At 56.0% G+C, this 17,300-nt stretch carries 21 protein-coding genes and 3 tRNA genes; 16 read left to right on the top strand and 8 right to left on the bottom strand.

Annotated elements, in window-relative coordinates; genetic code table 11:
* Positions 1 to 33 precede the first annotated feature (33 nt).
* Both F7C11_RS04390 and F7C11_RS04385 read right to left on the bottom strand, forming a co-directional pair.
* The gene (locus tag F7C11_RS04390; protein WP_297091341.1) at positions 34 to 879 is read right to left on the bottom strand and encodes a slipin family protein; all 846 of its coding nucleotides are present in this window, start codon (positions 877 to 879) and stop codon (positions 34 to 36) included.
* Positions 880 to 2,220 (bottom strand): nodulation protein NfeD, encoded by a 1,341-nt coding sequence (locus tag F7C11_RS04385; RefSeq protein WP_297091339.1) that lies wholly within the window; start codon positions 2,218 to 2,220, stop codon positions 880 to 882. It abuts the gene before it with no gap.
* Between the two features lie 91 nt (positions 2,221 to 2,311).
* On the opposite strand from F7C11_RS04385, the gene F7C11_RS04380 reads away from it, so the two are divergent.
* The 7 genes from F7C11_RS04380 to F7C11_RS04350 all read left to right on the top strand — a co-directional run bounded on the left by F7C11_RS04380 (position 2,312) and on the right by F7C11_RS04350 (position 6,954).
* Positions 2,312 to 2,611 carry a hypothetical protein gene (locus F7C11_RS04380; RefSeq protein WP_297091337.1) on the top strand — a complete coding sequence of 100 codons (300 nt, stop codon included), beginning with the start codon at positions 2,312 to 2,314 and terminating at the stop codon, positions 2,609 to 2,611.
* Positions 2,593 to 3,423, top strand: a complete 831-nt coding sequence (locus F7C11_RS04375) for a DNA-3-methyladenine glycosylase (RefSeq protein WP_297091335.1) — start codon at positions 2,593 to 2,595, stop codon at positions 3,421 to 3,423. Before F7C11_RS04380 ends, F7C11_RS04375 begins: the two co-directional genes overlap by 19 nt.
* A complete protein-coding gene (locus F7C11_RS04370) occupies positions 3,420 to 3,752 on the top strand; it encodes a hypothetical protein (protein ID WP_297091333.1) in 333 nt (110 codons plus the stop codon). Before F7C11_RS04375 ends, F7C11_RS04370 begins: the two co-directional genes overlap by 4 nt.
* 59 nt (positions 3,753 to 3,811) lie before the next feature.
* Complete coding sequence (locus F7C11_RS04365) at positions 3,812 to 4,420, top strand: nucleotidyltransferase domain-containing protein (RefSeq protein WP_297091331.1); 609 nt, start codon at positions 3,812 to 3,814, stop codon at positions 4,418 to 4,420.
* Positions 4,338 to 4,775, top strand: coding sequence for a HEPN domain-containing protein (locus F7C11_RS04360; RefSeq protein ID WP_297091328.1), 438 nt, complete (start codon positions 4,338 to 4,340; stop codon positions 4,773 to 4,775). Before F7C11_RS04365 ends, F7C11_RS04360 begins: the two co-directional genes overlap by 83 nt.
* A complete protein-coding gene (locus F7C11_RS04355; RefSeq protein WP_297091327.1) occupies positions 4,772 to 5,170 on the top strand; it encodes a hypothetical protein in 399 nt (132 codons plus the stop codon). The genes F7C11_RS04360 and F7C11_RS04355 overlap by 4 nt, the downstream gene beginning before the upstream one ends.
* 245 nt (positions 5,171 to 5,415) lie before the next feature.
* Positions 5,416 to 6,954, top strand: a complete 1,539-nt coding sequence (locus tag F7C11_RS04350) for a protein cytosolic protein (RefSeq protein WP_297091325.1) — start codon at positions 5,416 to 5,418, stop codon at positions 6,952 to 6,954.
* On the opposite strand, the gene F7C11_RS04345 is transcribed toward F7C11_RS04350, so the two are convergent.
* Complete coding sequence (locus F7C11_RS04345; RefSeq protein WP_297091323.1) at positions 6,951 to 7,445, bottom strand: type II toxin-antitoxin system VapC family toxin; 495 nt, start codon at positions 7,443 to 7,445, stop codon at positions 6,951 to 6,953. The genes F7C11_RS04350 and F7C11_RS04345 overlap by 4 nt on opposite strands.
* A 59-nt stretch (positions 7,446 to 7,504) precedes the next feature.
* Here F7C11_RS04345 and F7C11_RS04340 point away from each other — a divergent pair, with 59 nt between their 5' ends.
* From F7C11_RS04340 to F7C11_RS04330, 3 genes are read left to right on the top strand one after another with little or no spacing between them, the layout of a single operon-like run.
* Entirely contained in the window at positions 7,505 to 8,272 is a 768-nt protein-coding gene (locus F7C11_RS04340) for a LamB/YcsF family protein (protein WP_297091369.1), read from the top strand.
* A 4-nt stretch (positions 8,273 to 8,276) separates the two neighbouring features.
* Positions 8,277 to 8,972 (top strand): 5-oxoprolinase subunit PxpB, encoded by a 696-nt coding sequence (gene pxpB, locus F7C11_RS04335; RefSeq protein WP_297091321.1) that lies wholly within the window; start codon positions 8,277 to 8,279, stop codon positions 8,970 to 8,972.
* Entirely contained in the window at positions 8,965 to 9,969 is a 1,005-nt protein-coding gene (locus tag F7C11_RS04330) for a biotin-dependent carboxyltransferase family protein (protein ID WP_297091319.1), read from the top strand. The genes pxpB and F7C11_RS04330 overlap by 8 nt, the downstream gene beginning before the upstream one ends.
* Here F7C11_RS04330 and F7C11_RS04325 read toward each other — a convergent pair.
* Both F7C11_RS04325 and F7C11_RS04320 read right to left on the bottom strand, forming a co-directional pair.
* Positions 9,966 to 10,400 (bottom strand): UPF0179 family protein, encoded by a 435-nt coding sequence (locus F7C11_RS04325; protein ID WP_297091317.1) that lies wholly within the window; start codon positions 10,398 to 10,400, stop codon positions 9,966 to 9,968. The two genes, F7C11_RS04330 and F7C11_RS04325, sit on opposite strands and share 4 nt — an antisense overlap.
* A gap of 30 nt (positions 10,401 to 10,430) precedes the next feature.
* Positions 10,431 to 11,471, bottom strand: coding sequence for an NAD(P)-dependent glycerol-1-phosphate dehydrogenase (locus F7C11_RS04320; RefSeq protein WP_297091315.1), 1,041 nt, complete (start codon positions 11,469 to 11,471; stop codon positions 10,431 to 10,433).
* 73 nt (positions 11,472 to 11,544) lie between these two features.
* On the opposite strand from F7C11_RS04320, the gene F7C11_RS04315 reads away from it, so the two are divergent.
* The 3 genes from F7C11_RS04315 to F7C11_RS04305 are packed head-to-tail and all read left to right on the top strand — an operon-like array spanning position 11,545 to position 13,730.
* Positions 11,545 to 12,354: a DUF63 family protein gene (locus F7C11_RS04315; protein ID WP_297091313.1), complete on the top strand. Its 810-nt coding sequence runs from the start codon at positions 11,545 to 11,547 to the stop codon at positions 12,352 to 12,354.
* Position 12,355: 1 nt separating this feature from the next.
* Positions 12,356 to 13,126 (top strand): bifunctional fructose-bisphosphatase/inositol-phosphate phosphatase, encoded by a 771-nt coding sequence (locus F7C11_RS04310; RefSeq protein WP_297091312.1) that lies wholly within the window; start codon positions 12,356 to 12,358, stop codon positions 13,124 to 13,126.
* Positions 13,116 to 13,730, top strand: a complete 615-nt coding sequence (locus tag F7C11_RS04305) for a rhomboid family intramembrane serine protease (RefSeq protein WP_297091310.1) — start codon at positions 13,116 to 13,118, stop codon at positions 13,728 to 13,730. The genes F7C11_RS04310 and F7C11_RS04305 overlap by 11 nt, the downstream gene beginning before the upstream one ends.
* A 106-nt stretch (positions 13,731 to 13,836) precedes the next feature.
* On the opposite strand, the gene F7C11_RS04300 is transcribed toward F7C11_RS04305, so the two are convergent.
* Positions 13,837 to 13,924 (bottom strand) — tRNA-Leu (locus tag F7C11_RS04300).
* Positions 13,925 to 14,034: 110 nt separating this feature from the next.
* Here F7C11_RS04300 and F7C11_RS04295 point away from each other — a divergent pair.
* Positions 14,035 to 14,112 (top strand) — tRNA-Lys (locus F7C11_RS04295).
* A 70-nt stretch (positions 14,113 to 14,182) separates the two neighbouring features.
* Complete coding sequence (locus F7C11_RS04290) at positions 14,183 to 15,397, top strand: DEAD/DEAH box helicase (protein ID WP_297091308.1); 1,215 nt, start codon at positions 14,183 to 14,185, stop codon at positions 15,395 to 15,397.
* On the opposite strand, the gene F7C11_RS04285 is transcribed toward F7C11_RS04290, so the two are convergent.
* Positions 15,372 to 16,547 carry a transglutaminase-like domain-containing protein gene (locus F7C11_RS04285; protein ID WP_297091306.1) on the bottom strand — a complete coding sequence of 392 codons (1,176 nt, stop codon included), beginning with the start codon at positions 16,545 to 16,547 and terminating at the stop codon, positions 15,372 to 15,374. The genes F7C11_RS04290 and F7C11_RS04285 overlap by 26 nt on opposite strands.
* A gap of 118 nt (positions 16,548 to 16,665) precedes the next feature.
* On the opposite strand from F7C11_RS04285, the gene F7C11_RS04280 reads away from it, so the two are divergent.
* A tRNA-Met gene (locus F7C11_RS04280) sits at positions 16,666 to 16,773 on the top strand.
* Positions 16,774 to 16,950: 177 nt separating this feature from the next.
* On the opposite strand, the gene F7C11_RS04275 is transcribed toward F7C11_RS04280, so the two are convergent.
* Positions 16,951 to 17,300, bottom strand: a 350-nt coding sequence (locus F7C11_RS04275; protein WP_297091304.1) for a helicase C-terminal domain-containing protein, incomplete at its 5' end; no start/stop codon positions are given.

Below are 17,300 nucleotides of genomic sequence, written 5' to 3'. Positions count from 1 at the left end.
AAAAGAAAAAATGGAAGAAACGCCATTCACGCTTTACTCTTGCTTGGCTTCATCCTTGGCTTCCCTTTCGGCTTCATCCTGGATTTCTTTCTCAAGTTTTACTCTGGCGACCTCCGCGGTGTCGGCAAGACTCCTGAAAAGCTTCAGCATCTCCATTGGCAGCGTGAGGACGATGACGTTGCTCTTGTCGCTGGCGACGTCGCTTATGGTCTGGAGCGTCCTGAGCTGGAGTGCCATTGGATGCTGGGACACTATCTCTGCCGCGTCGCGGAGCTTCTCGGCGGCCTGGCGCTCGGCCTCTGCCAGGAGTATCCTTGCACGCCTCTCACGCTCTGCCTCTGCCTGCCTTGCCATCGCCCTCTGCATTCCGCTCGGAAGCTCAACGTCCTTTATCTCGACGGTGGTGACTTTTATTCCCCACGGATCTGTGGCCTCGTCGATTATCTTCTGGAGCTGGAGGTTGAGCTTCTCCCTCTCGCTCAGCAGTTCGTCGAGGTGCGCCTGACCGATAACGCTCCTCAGCGTCGTCTGGGCTATCTGGCTTGTCGCCATTATGTAGTTGCTGACCTGTGTGACGGCCTTGACCGGGTCTATGACGCGGAAGTAGACGACCGCATTTACCCTGACGGGAACGTTGTCCTTGGTTATGGTCTCCTGAACCGGAACGTCGAGAACCCTTGTACGCAGGTCAACTATCACTGCCTTTTCGAATATCGGGATTATGAAGAACAGTCCTGGTCCCCTGGCCCCGACTATCCTTCCAAGGCGGAATATCACTGCCCTCTCGTATTCCTTGACTATCTTTATGGCGCTTGCCAGTATAATCAACACAAACAACAAAACAATGGCCAGTACTATGGTGCTAGCCGCTATGGCCATTCACACTCCCTCCTTCCTTTCTTCAACTCTTTCAACTATAAGGGTGAGCCCTCTGACTTCAACAACCCTGATCCTATCCCCGACCGGGATTCTGCTACCATCTCTGCTTTCCGCTTTCCACAGCTCTCCGTGGAGCTTGACGACCCCCTCGGGATCAAGCTCCTCAACGACCTTGCCGACCTGACCCACAAGCTCTTCCCTGCCCGCTTCAGGTTTCTTCCTGTGTGCCTTGACCACGGTCGCCGCGCCGAAGAGGAAGAACAGTCCAAGGAGTACCGCGGTGACGATGATGGCTATTCTGAGTATCGAGTACGTTTCGCCGGTCACCAGGTATTCACCCCCGTTTCCGCTGAAGAGCATGATTCCACCCAGTATGAACGTTATGACGCCCGCCACGGTGAACAGACCAAATGTCGGCGTCAGCGCCTCGGCGATGAAGAATATCATGGCCAGGACGATGAGTATTAATGCCGCGCTGCTGTATCCAAAGTATCCGAGGCCTATTAGGCCGAGAACTAGCATTATGGCTCCTATTGTCTCAGGGACGTGCCAGCCGGGCGTGAGAAAGCCGAATATGAGCCCGATAAAGCCGATGTTGAGGAGGATGTACGCTATCGTTGGGTCGGTTATGTACTTAACGACGGTGTCCCTGAAGGAAGGCTCGATGTACACGACCTCCGCATCCTTTAGGTGCAGGGTTACTCTCCCCTTCCCCGCCACGGGAATTTTGGTCTCCATTCCGTCGGCCTTCTGGAGGAGCTCGTCAACGTTCGTCGCGATGACCTCGATAACGCCGTATTTCAGGGCCTCCTCTGGGGTCACGCTTCTGTCCTGTGTTATGAACTCCTCTGCCAGGGTTTCGTTCCTGCCGCTCATTTTCGCAAGCTCTCGGAGGTAAGCTATGTAGAAGTTCGTTATCTTTGGCGGTGCCTCCACTATGCTCCCGTTCTGGCCGTAGCCGAGTATCGGTCTGCATGCCCCTATCACCGTGCCGGGGCTCATCGCTATCAGGTGCGAGCTGAGGGCTATGTACGTCCCGGCCGAGGCGGCCATTCCGCCAGATGGGTAGACGTAGATTATAACCGGGACCTTGGCGTTCTGGATTCTCGTGACGATGGCCTGCATCGCATCGGCGCGGCCACCGGGGGTGTTGAGCTCAATTATTATTGCCTCTGCGTTGTTCTTCTCCGCTTCGCTGATGTACCTGTCGAACTGGTCAACGGTGTAGCCGGTAATCATGCCGTCAACCTTGGCCACATAGACCACGTTGTTCTGGGCATGGACGCTCGGAAGGAGCAGGGCAAGCATCAGCAGGGCAACCAGGGCAATCTTCAGTCTCATCACTACCGCCTGATAATAATACTACTGAATGGTTTAAATCTTTTGCCTGTTCTCCAAAAGTGATTTATATCTTGGGCATCAATCTCTTAATATGAGTTTGAAGACCCTCGCCAAGCTCTACCGGGTTGCCAGGGGCGGTGAAAAGGTTGGGCGGGCATGGAAGCTCGTGAGGGAGGCCGCCAGATATTCCAGCCACGAGCCGTACTGGGAGTTCCTCAAAAAGAACTTTGATGTCCGCGCGGAGGATGTAAAGGACGCCCTCCGCTTCCTCGAAGAAAAGGGAGAACTCCAGATCAAACGCTCCATTGATGGGAAGAGGCTCTACGTCTCGACCCTAAAGGATATAAGGGAGAACCCCGTTAAGCTCGACCGATGGCTGAGATTGACCTGAGTAAGACCGTGCACGAGATGATACGCAACGGAACGTGGAAGTTCGAAGGCGGGGTTTTCTACCAGGCTTTTGAGAGCGGTATCGCCGGCTACGATGGGGAGGACTTCATCTTTCCGGACTCATGGGGCAGGGGAGAACGGAAGTTCGCGAAGGAAAAGCTGTCCTTTGTCCTCGGCCTCGATACGGATCTGGATCCCTTTTACGCCGAGATAAGTGATTCCCCCTTCGCATTCCTCGCCGAGGAGTTCAGGGGCCTGACCATACCCGCCGCCCCGAATCCCTACCAAGCGCTGGTGGAGGTAATAGCCCAGCAGCAGGTGAACTTTGAATTTGCCCAGAGGACGATAGCGAACCTTGTGAGGCTCGCGGGCAGGCAGGTTGAGGATTTACACGCGTTCCCCACCCCTGAGAAGATAGCGTCTTTGAGTGAAGAGGAGCTAAAAAGTACCAAGCTCGGTTATAGGGCGGGCTACATAAAGTCCCTGACGGAGCTGTACCTTGCCAAAAACCTCGACCTCGAACTCTGGGACAGGGAGGTCGAGGACTCCATCAAATACCTCACGAGGTTTCGGGGAATAGGAAAGTGGAGTGCCGAGCTCTTTCTGGCCTATGGGCTCAGAAAGAACGTCTATCCGGCCGGAGACCTCGGGCTCAGGAGGGGGATAGCGAAGATTTTTGGAAAGCGGGTGAAGGAAGTCAGGGAGAAGGACGTCCGCGAGGTCATTGAACCCTACGGGGAGTGGAAGGGGCTTCTGGCCTTTTACATCCTCTGCTACGACAGAAAGACCGAGATGGAGAGGAGGAAGAGATGAACAAAATCAGGATTGTCCTGCCCAGGGAAAAGTTCAAAGCCCTTCGGGGTAAGGATATTGCCTCCCTCCTCCACGAGAGCCTTCCAAGGGTAGAGGATACCCTGAAGGCCGAGCGCGAGGAGGTTCTGCTGGAGAGGACAGCCAAGCTTGAGGAGAAGCTCATGGAGATGGAGGGGGAGATAGAGGAGCTCAGGGAGTTCTACGAGAAAGCCCTGAGGGACAAGGAGTTCATGATGGCGGAAAGGGGGAGGCTCAGAAAGGAAAACACCGCCCTGAGGGCGAAGGTCGAGGAGAAAAGGAGAGAGCTTGAGAAAGTTCACGGATCGTGAACAAATCTTTCATGGAGTGTGAACGAAAAGTTCATAAATCATGAACGAGAGCTGGTAACATGCATGAGCTGATATCAACTCCCGAGAGAATCAGGATTCTCAGGTACGCACTTGAGCGCCATAGGGTAGGTGTTGAAGAAACCGCTAGGGCAACGGATCTGAGCAAAGGACTCGTTTCCAAAACTCTCCACCTTCTTGTGAATTACGGCATAGCCGAGAAGTCCGGCAGAGGTTTCAGGATACTAAACGTTCCCAAGACCCGCGAGCTTAAAAGGTTCATCAACTTCATAACCCTATCCAAAAAGCTGGAACCCCTGAAAGATGGGTGGGTTATGGCCCTTGGGATATATGGGAGCTTTGCGACCGGAGAAAACACTCCCGAAAGTGACCTTGATGTTTGGGTCTTCGTTGAAAGGCCGAGCATAGCCAGATCGGCTTCCCTAAAGAGGGAGATAGAAAAAGCAACCGGCAGGGAGGTCAACCTCCTTGTCCTCACACCGGAGAGAGTCAAAAAACTTAGAGCCAGCGATCCGGTCTTCTATTACTCGCTCGCATACGGCTCGATGGTGATATGGGGGGAGGAACTTGAACGGATTCGAGGGATGTATCGACCGAAACCTGCTAAGAAGGGTTCCCCCATCCGAGGAGAAAGGATGGCTGAGCATTAAACGCGCTGAAGAGTGGCTTGAAGAGGCGAGGAGGAACCTCGCCTATGGTTCATACCGGACGTCCCTTATGGCGTCATACATGGCCATGTTCCACGCCGCCAGGGCGATTCTCTTTCGCGACGGCTGGCGTGAGAAGAGCCACTACTGCATAGCCCGTTACTTAGAGGAATTCTACGTTAAAAGCGGAAAGCTGGAAGAACGTTGGGTTGAACTCTTGGACAGGATGAGAGAGTTGAGACACGAGGACCAGTATGACATAGTCTATGAGCCTGATGCAGAAGAGGTTGAAGAGGCAATCAACATCGCGAAAGACTTTCTGTCGCTCATGAAAAAACTCTTGGAGGAAGAGGCATGAAACTCATCATTAAGCCCGAAAAGGGCTTCGGAAAGATTGAAGTTGAGCTAAGCGAGGGACTATGGGGAGAACTCAAAAGCCTCAGCGAGAGATACGGAGTCCCCGTTGAGAGGATAATCGAGATAGCCCTGACCGGCGAGTTCCGTGAGCCGAGGGGAAACCTTGAGGAGCTTGAGAGGAAAGCAAAAGAGCTTGAGGAAAAGACATGGGAGCTGGAGAGGGAGTACGCTCCGCTCCGTTTCAAGGCCTACGGCCTGAGCGAGGACAACAAGATACTCGCCATCGAGCTCTCCGGCTTAGTGGCTGAGAACAGCCAGCTCAAGCGCTTCTTGGGTCTTAAGCCGGAGCGCAACCCCGAACTGAGAAAGCTTATATCCTACTACCTCCAAGGTTGAACCGCGGATGATGACAGCGAATTGCACCGAGCGCCGTGATGACGAGGACTGGCCCTGACGCCGTCCCGGACGGGCAGTGACGATTCCAAGACGGGCTGAACCGCTCTGCGGTTGTGACGTACCCTATGAGCGCCGAGCCCGTCCGGGGCGTGAATACTCGGGCATTTTTGTAGCTTCCATCCCTACAGTTAACCAACCGAAAGTTTTTTTATACTGCAAGTTGTTTACTTATGTTGGTGGTGTAAGTGAGACGTAAGAAAATTGTTGTATTGGGTCTCAGTTTGCTGGTAATATTGCCGGTCTTTTGGGCAATTTTCAGCACGCCGGTTGAGGCGAGCGACTATGAGGAGGTCAAGGTTGCATACTACCGAACCCTGCCGTTCAAAAAGCCGGAAGCTAAGGTCCTCATTTCGAGCAAAGGCGTGAACACGGTTACCGTCCTTGGTATGCTCCCAAACGGCACGCCGGTTGACCTCGGCACCTACGCAGGCAGGGGTTCGATTATGCTGGACTACAAGCGGATTGAGAGATACCTTCAAACCTGGGAGGAACACCTCAAAAAAACCGGAACAGACCCGTCCCTTGTGAATCCTGGAGTGGTTCTCCTCGGCACGAGCCATGGGAAGAGTAAGCTTGGATATTTTGTAAAAGGTGTACCTCTAAATCTTGAAGAAGTTCTAAAGCGGAGAAGCTTCAGGGTTTCGATTGCCAATGACTTCCGCCCCCTGTTCTCCTCCAAAGAGCATAAGCAGCTAAAACCTCTTGAAGCTAGTGCAACCACTGGAAAGACCACTGGAGCCAAGTCTTTCCCACCGGGTTCTTTCCCGGAGGAGTGCTATCCCGGCCCCTACGGGACTTCGGTGTGCTTTGACTGGGTGCTTGAGGAGGTTTACGACACGGAGGACAACACGGTAATACCCCTCGCCGCTGCCTTCTTAAACGGCGACGTGGGCGAGATTGATGATGTATATCTAAGGGAGCAGTTCCAGTCGTCCAGGGTTTTAGGCGTGGAGATAGGTTTCTCGGCAGTTGCGGCGGTTGACCGGAGCGGTACAGGGGCAAACTACGAGGCCCAGATAGCCGGAATGGTGTACACTCTCAAAGGAACACGCCTGTGGCTTAATAAAGTGGTGAGAATTAGGGGAGAGGACATAAGGAGGCCTACCGTGGTCGGAATCGGAATAAAGGGTGACATTGCCCTAGCTAAGTACAGGCTCTACCGTGGAAAGATCCCTCTCAAAACCACTATGTACGTTGTGATGGCCCAGCCCGAAATCAGGAATGGGAAGCTGATTCCGGTATGGGGTAAGGAAGAGGGGGCACCATCTAGGTACGGTGGGATGTTCAGAAGAGCCATGTACTACATAGAGCGCTACTGGAAGCCGGGTTTTGCCGTTAAGTCAAAAGACTTCATTGAGGTCAATAACCTCGAAGTTTCACAGAGCGTCTCTACGCTACCGCTCTTCAGCGTCGCCGCGCCGGTGCTTCCAAGGCTCAACGGTCCTCTGGGAACCGATGTCTATCCAATACTGCTTTCCGCTGGTGTTGGGGTGACCAAATACCGCTCGGAGTATGCCTTGGTGGGGATTACAGTGGGACTCAAACACAGATACAGAGAAGTTTCTGGTACCTTTTACAAGAGCCCGGTTCGCTTTGAGTACAGCGGAAACGAGTACTGGCTCAGCTCGATGTATGCGGACGTTACGGTGCTCCCGTTATCGAACCCCGGATGCAATCCGCGTACTGGAATTTGTCCCAACGATAGGGAAACTCCAGAAAGCTAACTTTTTCTTGTTCTCCTTTTTCGTCTTCTCTTTGGAATCAGCCTCACAGGACTGCCGCAGTCCGGGCAGGTTCCCTCCGGCGGCATCTCTGAGAAACGCTTCCCGCAGCCGATGCAGACGTAGTTCCAGCGTATTACCCGCTTAATTCCCTTCTTGAGGGTTCTGAACTCTATTCCAAGGATCTTCGCTATGTTCTGGAGATTGTAGTCGTCGGTGAAGAGGACTCCCCTGAGCTCGTACGCTAAGGCAAGAATCTCAACGTCTGCCTCGCTGAGTTCGCTTAACTCACCGGTCTTCCTAGCCGCTTTCATCACGGCTTCAATGCTCTCCAGGGATGGGGACAGAACCCTCACCTTTCCTGCGCTTATCAATCCCTCCAGAAAAAGCCTCGACTCAGGGTCTTTCACCTCATCAACGACCTTCGGCGTCGTAACGCCCTCGACATCGAACCCCTGAATAAAGACGGCCGCATCGATAACCTGGACCTTCATGGCCTAAACTCGGAGAAACCCTTTTTTAGATTTCCGTCGAAATGAAGCCGGTGGTGCGGATGAAGGTTGACCTCAACTCCGATCTGGGCGAGAGCTTCGGGAGGTACAAGCTGGGCCTCGACGAGGAGGTCATGAACCACATCACGAGTGCCAACGTCGCGACCGGCTGGCACGCCGGCGACCCGCTCGTAATGAGAGGGACTGTGAGGCTCGCGAAGGAGAAGGGAGTTGCCGTCGGGGCGCATCCAGGTTACCCCGACCTTCTCGGCTTTGGAAGACGCTACATGAGGCTCACCCCTGAAGAGGCGAGGAACTACATACTCTACCAGATTGGAGCCCTGTACGCCTTCGCCAGGGTGGAAGGCCTCGAACTCCAGCACGTCAAGCCCCACGGCGCGCTCTACAACGCGCTTGTAAAGGAAGAAGAGCTCGCGAGGGCCGTCATCGAGGGGATAGCGGACTTCGATAGGAACCTGATATTCGTGGCACTCTCCGGCTCAAGGCCGGCAGAAATAGCCGAAGAGATGGGGGTTAAGGTCGCCCACGAGGTTTTCGCGGACAGGGCATACAACCCTGACGGAACGCTCGTCCCGCGCTCGAAGCCGGGAGCTGTAATCCACGAGGAAGGGGCGATAGCCGAGCGAGTGGTCTCCATGGTCAAGGACGGTGGTGTTAGGGCGATAAACGGGGAGTGGGTCGAGCTGAGAGCTGACACCATCTGCGTCCACGGCGACAACCCGAGGGCGGTTCAAATCGCGGCCCGCATAAGGAAAGTCCTTGAGGAAGCGGGAGTGAAGGTTGCCCCGATGAAGGTGGTGGTGCGGTGAGAACATGCGGCCGACGATAAAACCCGCCGGCGACTCTGCCCTTCTCGTCTCCTTCGGTGAGGTCATAGACGAGAAAATAAACGGCAGGATTCATTCCATAGCAAGAGAAATAGAGAAGGTCGGCTTCGAGTGGCTGGTTGAGGCTGTTCCGGCCTATTCGTCCCTCCTGGTGATCTATGACCCGCTAAAGGCCTCATATACTGCGGTCGAAGCCTCGATAAAGCCGCTACTGAACGTGGAGACGGGGACCTTTGATGGCAGGCTCGTCAAAGTTCCCGTCGTTTACGGCGGTCAGTACGGCCCGGATATAGACTTCGTGGCAGAACACAGCGGCCTGAGCGTCGACGACGTCATCGAGATACATTCCAGACCGACCTACCTCGTCTACTTCTTGGGGTTTCTCCCTGGCTTCGCCTACCTCGGCGGCATGGATGAGAGGATTGCCGTACCGAGACTCGAAAAGCCCCGCCTGAAGGTTCCCGCCGGCTCTGTGGGGATAGCGGGAAAACAGACGGGTATATACCCCCTTGAAAGCCCAGGCGGCTGGAGGCTCATCGGCAGGACTCCTCTGAGGCTGTTCAATCCATTAAAAGAGCAACCAACGTTGCTCCAGCCTGGGGACAGGGTCAAGTTCGTCCCGATTGACGGGGAAGAATTCGTGGAAATCTATAGAACCGAATGGGGGGAAGGGAGTGATTGAGCTCCTCAAAGTGCCATCACTGCTCACCGTTCAGGATTCCGGCCGCTTCGGCTACAGAAAGCTGGGAATCCCCGTCGCCGGAGCGATGGATGACATGAGTGCAAGGCTGGCAAATTATCTCGTTGGCAATCCCGCGGACGCGCCGGTTCTTGAGTTCCTCCTCGCCGGGCCGACGGTAAGGTTCAACGCTTCCTGCGTCTTTGCCGTTGCCGGAGACGCTGAGGTGAGGCTCAACGGTGTGCCCGTAGAATCCTGGACGAGCCACTGGGCGAAGAGGGGGGATGTCCTTGAGGTCGGTACTTTGAAGGGAGGGCTCTACGGCTACATAGCCTTCGCCGGTGGCATTAAGTGCAAGCCGCTCCTCGGGAGCTGCTCGACCTATCCGAAGGCGAACCTCGGAAGGCCGCTGAGGGCCGGCGACAGACTGGCTGTGGGATACGCAGTACTGACTGGGAAGGAGGGCAGATCCCTGCCCGAGCCCCTGCGTCCCGACTATTCCTCCAGCGAAAAGACCGTTCGCGTCGTTCTCGGGCCGAATCTCGACCACTTCACCGGGGGTGGGATTGAGACCTTCCTGAGCGAGTCCTATACCGTGACTCCCGAGTCCGACAGGATGGGCTACCGACTCGATGGGAGAGCCATCGAGCACTCGGAGAAGGGGGCTGGGATAGTGACCGACGCCATACCGACCGGTGCGGTTCAGGTTCCCGCCAGCGGAAAGCCAATAGTGATGCTCCGCGATGCCCAGACGACCGGCGGTTACGCGAAGATAGCCGTCGTTTCGACGGTGGATCTCCCCATCGTCGCACAGAGCCGGCCGGGCGAGAGGCTGAGGTTCGAGGCAGTGAGCGTAGATGAAGCCCGGGAGCTTCTGATTAGGCGCGAGAGAACCCTTATGGCAATCAGGGACTTCCTTGACGGGAAGATGCGCGCGTACAGGATGAGAACGGGGGGAGAAGAGCTGGTTGCATTCACAAAAGTGGAAAGAGAGGGTTAGTCCTTCCTGCGCATGACCTTAACGACCTTGTAGGTCTTGCCGTCGCACTCAACGTCGCCGAGGACTTCTATTATTTTTACGCTGTCGCCGTCAAAGAGCCCCTCCTGCCGGAACAGGTCGGCCTTTTCCTTGTCGCTACACTCCGCGAAGTGGAGCTTAATCACCGAGCCCGCTATGGCCAGCCTTGGCTCTATGGCAACTTCAACGCTCGGCTCGACCACCTCGACGACGCGAACCTTGCCCTCGTGAAGCGGACAGGAGTGGGAGGGCATGCTCCTTACCCGGAGGATTTTATACCTCCTGCCGGGTTCGAGGTTTCCGACGCAAACTCCTGCGAGCTTGCACGTCTTGCACGGCTCTGCCGGGCCGTAATATATGAATTCGACTCCAGGTCTTGCCAGCTTTTCCCCAACTAACGTGATTATTGCCATTCCAAACACCTCCGTAGTGAGTGATGATCCTCAGATGACTCCGGTGATTTTAGCGGCCTTTTCGGCGGCTTCTCGTGTGAGGCCGTCCTTCCCTAGGATCGTGTACCTCTCGGGCCGTATCGTATGGGCGATCGTCAACGCCTCGATTATATACTCCGGGTCGATCCCAAGCTCGTATGCGTTAGTTGGCGCTCCGACCTTCTTTAAGGTTTCCCTAATTTTTTCCCACCTGAGGCCGTGGAGGTAGGCCATTATTATCGTCCCAACGCCGACTTGCTCGCCGTGCAGGGCCGGTTTCGGCGCTATGGCATCGAGCGCGTGGCTGAAAAGATGCTCTGCACCGCTTGCAGGCCTCGAAGAGCCCGCTATACTCATGGCCACGCCGCACGAGATGAGGCCCTTCACCACCTTTCTCACGCTCTCCTCGTTGCCGAGGCGTATTATGTCTGCGTTCTTTATCACCATCTTGGCGCTCATCAGGCTCAGCGAGGCCGCGTACTCGCTGTAGTACTCGCCCTTTATCCTGTGGGCCAGCTGCCAGTCCTTCACCGCCGTCAGGTTGCTTATCATGTCCCCCACTCCGGCGGCCAAGTAGCGGTAGGGGGCGGTCTTGATGACCCTGACGTCGGCTATCACCGCCACGGGCGGCACGGCCTTGACGGACGTCTTGGTTCCGAGGTCTCTGATGGATGCATTTGCGCTCGCTATTCCGTCGTGTGAGGCCGTTGTCGGGAAGCTTATGAAGGGAACCCCGGCTTTAAACGAGGCGAGCTTGGCGACGTCTATGATGCTCCCCCCGCCAACTGCTATGAGCCAGTCAGCGTTACCATCCCTAATTTTAGCGAGGGTTCGCTCAACCTCTTCCATGCTGGCCTCCCTGATCACCAGCGCGCTCACATCGAACGACTCCCGGAGGCTCTTCTCAATATCCTTTCCGGCTATCTCTTTAGTCTTCGGCCCATAGAGAACTAGGGCCCTCTCGCCCAGACCGAGCCTCTTCGCGACATTAACGGCCTCTCCCCTCAGATTTTCGCCCAACAGCACCTCTCTGGGCAGCTGCATCAGATGCATCTCAACCACCGTCCTAATAACTATGGGTGGGAAAAGCTTTAAGGCTATCGGAACAACGGTCTATGGTGGTAGAATGGGGCTCTACGAGTTCTTTTACGAGTACTTCATCAGGCCGATACAGGAGAACCAGGGTTACAACCCGGTGAACACGGTTGTTTACGCTGTAATCCTGGGTATAGCCGTGATACTCCTCTACAAGATGCTCAAGCGGATGGGGATAAAGGTCGACGACCGCTTCTTCAAGGCGCTCATTCCGTACATAATCCTTGGCCCGCTGATGAGGAGCATGACGGACGTCGGGATTCTGCCCCGAACATACCTGACTGTCAGCCCCGGCGGCTACTTTGTCATAGCTACCTTTGCAATAGCCTCCCTCTACGTTGTCTGGAGGCACTGCCAGGGCGAGACGCTCTACCCCCTCTACCGGGACTTCGGGTGGGTTCTGCTAGGCGGGCTCGTCTTTGTCCTGGTCATAAACTTAGGAAAGGTTGACTTCAACCCAGAGGTCTTCAAGTACTTCATTCCGGCTCTGATAATAGCCGAGGCTTTCATATGGCTCGTCTCGAAGAAGCTCGCCCTCGTTAAGGACAACTCGCTCCTCTTCTACACCCACTTCTACGACGCTACAACGACGTTCGTTGGAATCCAGTTCCTCGGCTTCTGGGAGCAGCACGTCCTCGCGAGGTGGCTGATGGACACATTCGGGACGCCGATGGTTATATACGCCGAGAAGTTTCTGATACTGCTGCCTATCGTGTGGATACTGGATAATGTCATGGAGGACGAGGATCCGGATTTGATAAACTTCGTGAAGCTTACGATGTTCATTCTCGGCTTTGGGCCGGGAACGAGAAATCTGCTGATAATGCTTATGGGTGGTTGATATGGAGATTCCATGGAACGAGGTTGCCCTCGAAATGGCGAGGGAGGTTGAGAAGGAAGTAATGCCCCTCTTCGGCACTGCAAAGGCCGGGGAGGCGATAGGAGAGAACGTCAGCGGGGACGTTACCAAGTACGTTGACAAGGTGGCTGAGGACGTTGTTCTGAGCAGGCTTCAGCCATTGGGCGTTAACGTCGTCAGCGAGGAAATAGGCTTCATAGACAACGGGAGCGACTACACGGTCGTCGTTGACCCGATAGACGGCTCCTACAACTTCGCCGCGGGGATACCGATATTTGCCTTCAGCTTTGCGGTCTTCAGGAGGAACAAACCCGTCTACGGTGCGATATACGAGTTCGTCAGAAGGACGTTTTACGAGGCCCTTCCGGAGGAAGGTGCCTACATGGACGGAAGGCCCATAAGGGTCAGAAAACCCGAACGTGGGAAGGAAGCTCTGAGCTTCTACACGCGCGGCAGGTGTCTGGGCCTAATAGAGAGGGTCAAGCGGGTCCGGGTTCTCGGGGCCATAGCGGTCGAGCTGACGTACCTCGCCAAGGGGGCCCTCGACGGCGTCTTGGACATAAGGAACTACGTGAGGACGACTGACATAGCTGCCGGGGTGCTCATAGCCAGGGAAGCCGGGGCGATAGTCACCGACGAAGGCGGAAGGGAGCTGGAGCTGAGGCTCGATGCGACCACCAAGACGAACGTCATAGCCGTCAACGACCGCTACCTGCTCGACATGATTCTGGAGGAGCTGGAAAATGAGCCTTGAGGGTTACTTCCACCGCTACGGAAAGGCGACCTTTACCCTCTTTCTGATAAACGTCTCGGTCTACGCCTTGGAGTCAATACTCAGCGGAAACCCGTTCAGCATAAGTATCGAAGTCCTGGCAAGGCTCGGTCAGTGGAACTACGCCGTCCTCAACTACGGCTGGTGGTGGCAGCTGATCAGCGCGATGTTCGTGCACGTGGGCATACTCCACATAGGCTTCAACATGTACTTTCTCCTGATGATGGGCAGGCAGCTTGAGGGAATCCTCGGGCCGAAGCGGCTCGTCATGGTCTATCTCGTCTCGGGTTTGGCAGGAAACCTGCTGACGCTCTTCCTGCTGCCTGCCAACTCGGTCAGCGCCGGCGCGAGCGGCTCGCTCTTCGGCATAGTTGGGGCGCTGATACTCATAACCGGCGTCGTCGGAGGGAACATGCAGGCCGCGCTGATAAACGCCTTCGTGCTCTTCCTGATAAACAGCCTGTTGCCGAGCGTCAACGTCTACGCCCACCTGGGCGGACTGCTCGTTGGAATGGCCATAGGCTACTACTACGGCCGGAGGATCAAGAGGCACCTGATGGCGAGGATGTACGGCTACGAATGGTAGCTCCTCCCCTGAGCAGGTCGTTTTTAATATTTTCATCGTCATGCGCCAAAAGCGGTGCCGTGAAATTTTGAGGTTCCTGTGATGATCCGGGGCAAGAAAAGTTTTCTGGTGCGGGGGCGGGGATTTGAACCCCGGAACCCCTACGGGACGGGACCCTCAATCCCGCGCCTTTGACCAGGCTCGGCAACCCCCGCGTTGCCAAAGTATAACGCTCGGAGAGGCTTTATAAAGTTTTCCCTGCCCCCTTTCCGGCCTCTGACCAAAAAATTTATAAAGCAACCTCCCGTCTATGAGTTCGGGTTGAGGGCCGGTAGCTCAGCATGGTTAGAGCGCGGGACTCTTAATCCCGTGGTCGGGGGTTCGAATCCCCCCCGGCCCGCCAGACCGCGTTTCTTCTCGACGCGTTCCGTTTGAGAAGGGATGCGTTTGAGTAACGTATAGGAGTTAGGAAAATGAGTTTTGAAAGCTTAGGCTTATCCGAGGCCACGTTAGTGGCAGTCAGGCAGAAGGGTTTTGAGACCCCAACGGACATCCAGAGGGAGGTCATTCCGCGTCTTCTATCGGGCGATGTGGATATAATCGGCCAGTCCCAGACGGGGACGGGAAAAACAGCGGCATTTGCACTCCCCATAATCGAGGCCATTGACCCGAAGATAAAGACCGTTCAGGCGATAATCCTCACCCCGACAAGGGAATTGGCACTCCAGGTGGCGGACGAGATCAAGAGCCTCCGCGGGAGAAAGAGGGTTTATGTCTACGCGGTCTACGGCGGCCAGCCGATAGGGCCGCAGATAAGGGCGCTTGAGCGGGGCATCCATGTTGTCGTTGGAACCCCCGGCAGGGTTCTCGACCACATAAGGCGGGGCACTCTTGATTTAAGCGGCGTTAAGTTCTTCATCCTCGATGAGGCAGACAGGATGCTCGACATGGGCTTCATAGACGACATAGAGGCGATTTTCAGGGAGACGCCGAGGAGAAAGAGGGTGCTGATGTTCTCGGCGACGATGCCCCCGGAGATTAGAAAGCTCGCGAGGCGTTACATGGGAGACTATGAGGTGATAAGCGTCAGCAGCGATGAGCTCGTGCCCGAGATGGTGGATCAGGAGTACATAGAGGTCGTCCCCGCGAGGAAGTTCACGGTCCTGAAGAAGATCCTCAGCGACGACTTCTACGGCATAGTCTTCTGTGCCACAAAGAGGGAAACCCGGGAGCTGAGCGAGAAGCTCAGGAGGGCTGGCTACAGCGCTGAGCCACTCAACGGCGACATGAGTCAGGCCGCTCGCGAGAGAACCTTCCGGCGCTTCAAAACAAAGCGAACGCGGATTCTCGTGGCAACCGATGTCGCCGCGCGCGGCTTGGACGTCCGGGACATAAGCCACATCGTAAACTACTCCATTCCCATGACAGCTGAAGACTACGTCCACAGGATAGGCAGAACCGGCAGGATGGGCAAGAGGGGCAAGGCGATAACCTTCATAATGCCCGGCGAGTTCAGGAGGCTGCGCTACATCGCCCAGCAGGCGGGCGTCGAGATACGGAAGTCCGAGCTCAGCGAGGAGATTCCGAGGGAGTACCGCGAGAGGTACGAGCACGGCCGCCCGAACGCTTACAGGAGAAACGGGAGAAGGAACTCCCGCTATTCTAAGAACTCCCGAGGTAGATGGTGAGGACGAGATCCTCGCCCTCTATCCTAACCTTTATCCAGACCGCGTCGCTCTTCTGGACGTAGCCCGCGAATTCCCCGTCCGAGAGCATCTGGGATAACAGCCACTCGGCGTACTGTTCGTGGAAGAAGGGATGGTAGTAGTCGGCCAGGTTGTAGTAGGTCACCCCCCACGTCCAGCCGGCTCTGTACCCCCTTGGGAGCTTCCCGTCGGAGAGACTGGCCAGGGATTCGTCGGCCTTCAGGCCAAACCCCTCGTAGAGCAGGTTCATCATCGAGACCGCGAGGTTCCTCGCGTCCCCCTCGCCCATGGTGTAGTCCTGGTTCAGGAACTCCTTCCCGGTGACGACGCCGAGAACCTTCACGTTGGCCCTCTCCTCCCCCGGTGTTATCTCGTAGAGCGTGGCGTTGATTATCCCGCTCCCCTGCCGCTCCCAGTAGCGGTAGTAGGCGCCCAGGTCCATGGGCGGAAGGTGCTGGTCGAGGGCGAAGTACCAGCCGTTTATCTTTACTAAGGCCGTCGCGTGCCCCAGGTCGGTTAGGTTTATGGCCATCGCGTAGACCGGCGAGTAGTTCATGGCCAGGAGCAGGGCATCAGTGAGAACGGTGTAGTCGGTGCATATCCCTGTTCTCTTCATTATCGTCTCGTAGGGGGTCTGAATCGTGTTGTTCTGTCCTTCGACGACCTCCTGCCGCCCGTCGGGGTATATTATTACCTTGGCGAAGGGCTGCTTGGCCTTCTCCCAGTCGTAGCTCAGCCACCCCCCTTCCCAGGCGAGAACGTTCCAGGCGCTCTGGGTCAGGTCTTCGCCCTTGAGCTCCTCCGCGAGGGGCGATATGACCTCAAGCTCTTCTCTGCTCAGCATGCAGGGGAGGGCGTCCCTGAGGATGTAGCGCCAGAGTATCCCCGGACAGTTCAGTTCAGCGTCACTTGCCGGAAGGGATACCGTCGTGTTCTCCCACTTCACGAGGGGATTCGTCCAGGTCGCAGGGGGCGTGGTGCTCGACGTTGGGGTCGATGAGGCCGAAACTCCCGAAGTCGTGGGTGGGTGCTCCGTACTTCCGGGCGTTTCGGTCGCTGGAGTGGCCGAGAGGCAGCCGGCAACGATGACCATTAACGCGATGACAATTGCCGTGGGGACTCTTCTCATCATGAAACTGACTCGGGTAAGGTGCTTATAAACAACTCCCCGACAGAGAAGCACCGGATTCGTGCCCATCGAAAGATTTAAAAATGCCCTCCTGAAGGTATAACCCGGGCGCTCGGGCAGTGCCGGGGTAGCTTAGCCTGGTCAGAGCGCTCGGCTCATAGGGCCGCTCCCCTTCGGGGGAGCCTGAGAAACCGAGAGGTCCGGGGTTCAAAGCCCCGCCCCGGCACCATTGAAACTTTGCGCCGCAAAGTTTCATCAAAAGGTTCTGACTGTTTATGAGGCAGGTTTTATAGTTCGTGCACGTTAAAACAGGCGATTTTGCTACGGGTTTATTCCACAATTACAGTCCTGCGGGGTTTCACTCCCAACAAGGCGTCCTCCGGACGCCAGAATAAACATTCGTTCATCACCCGCTGGCCCAGAACCTCCTCAGGTAGAGCCTCATCCTCGCCCGGTCAACGGGCCTCATGCTTTCGCGCATCCAGTCCGGCAGGTCCTTCTTTATCGAGCTCCAGAGGAGGCGGTAGTCGAGAACTATTATGGACCCCTTCTCCTCTGCGGAGCGGTGAACCCTTCCCGCGGCCTGGACGAGCTTCCTGTGGGCGGGGAGGTAGTACCCATAGTATCGTCCCTTCCCCGGGAACTTCCTCTCAAAGTATCTTATCTGGGCCTGAACCCTCGGCGTGGGCCTCGCGTAGGGTATTCCCACGAGCACGACCCCGTTCATCTCGTCGCCGCTGTAGTCCTGCCCCTCGC

The organism is Thermococcus sp., from assembly GCF_015521605.1.
Classification (GTDB): domain Archaea; phylum Methanobacteriota_B; class Thermococci; order Thermococcales; family Thermococcaceae; genus Thermococcus.
The sequence above is the reverse complement of the archived record's forward strand: the minus strand, read 5'-3'. Positions and strand labels throughout refer to the sequence as shown.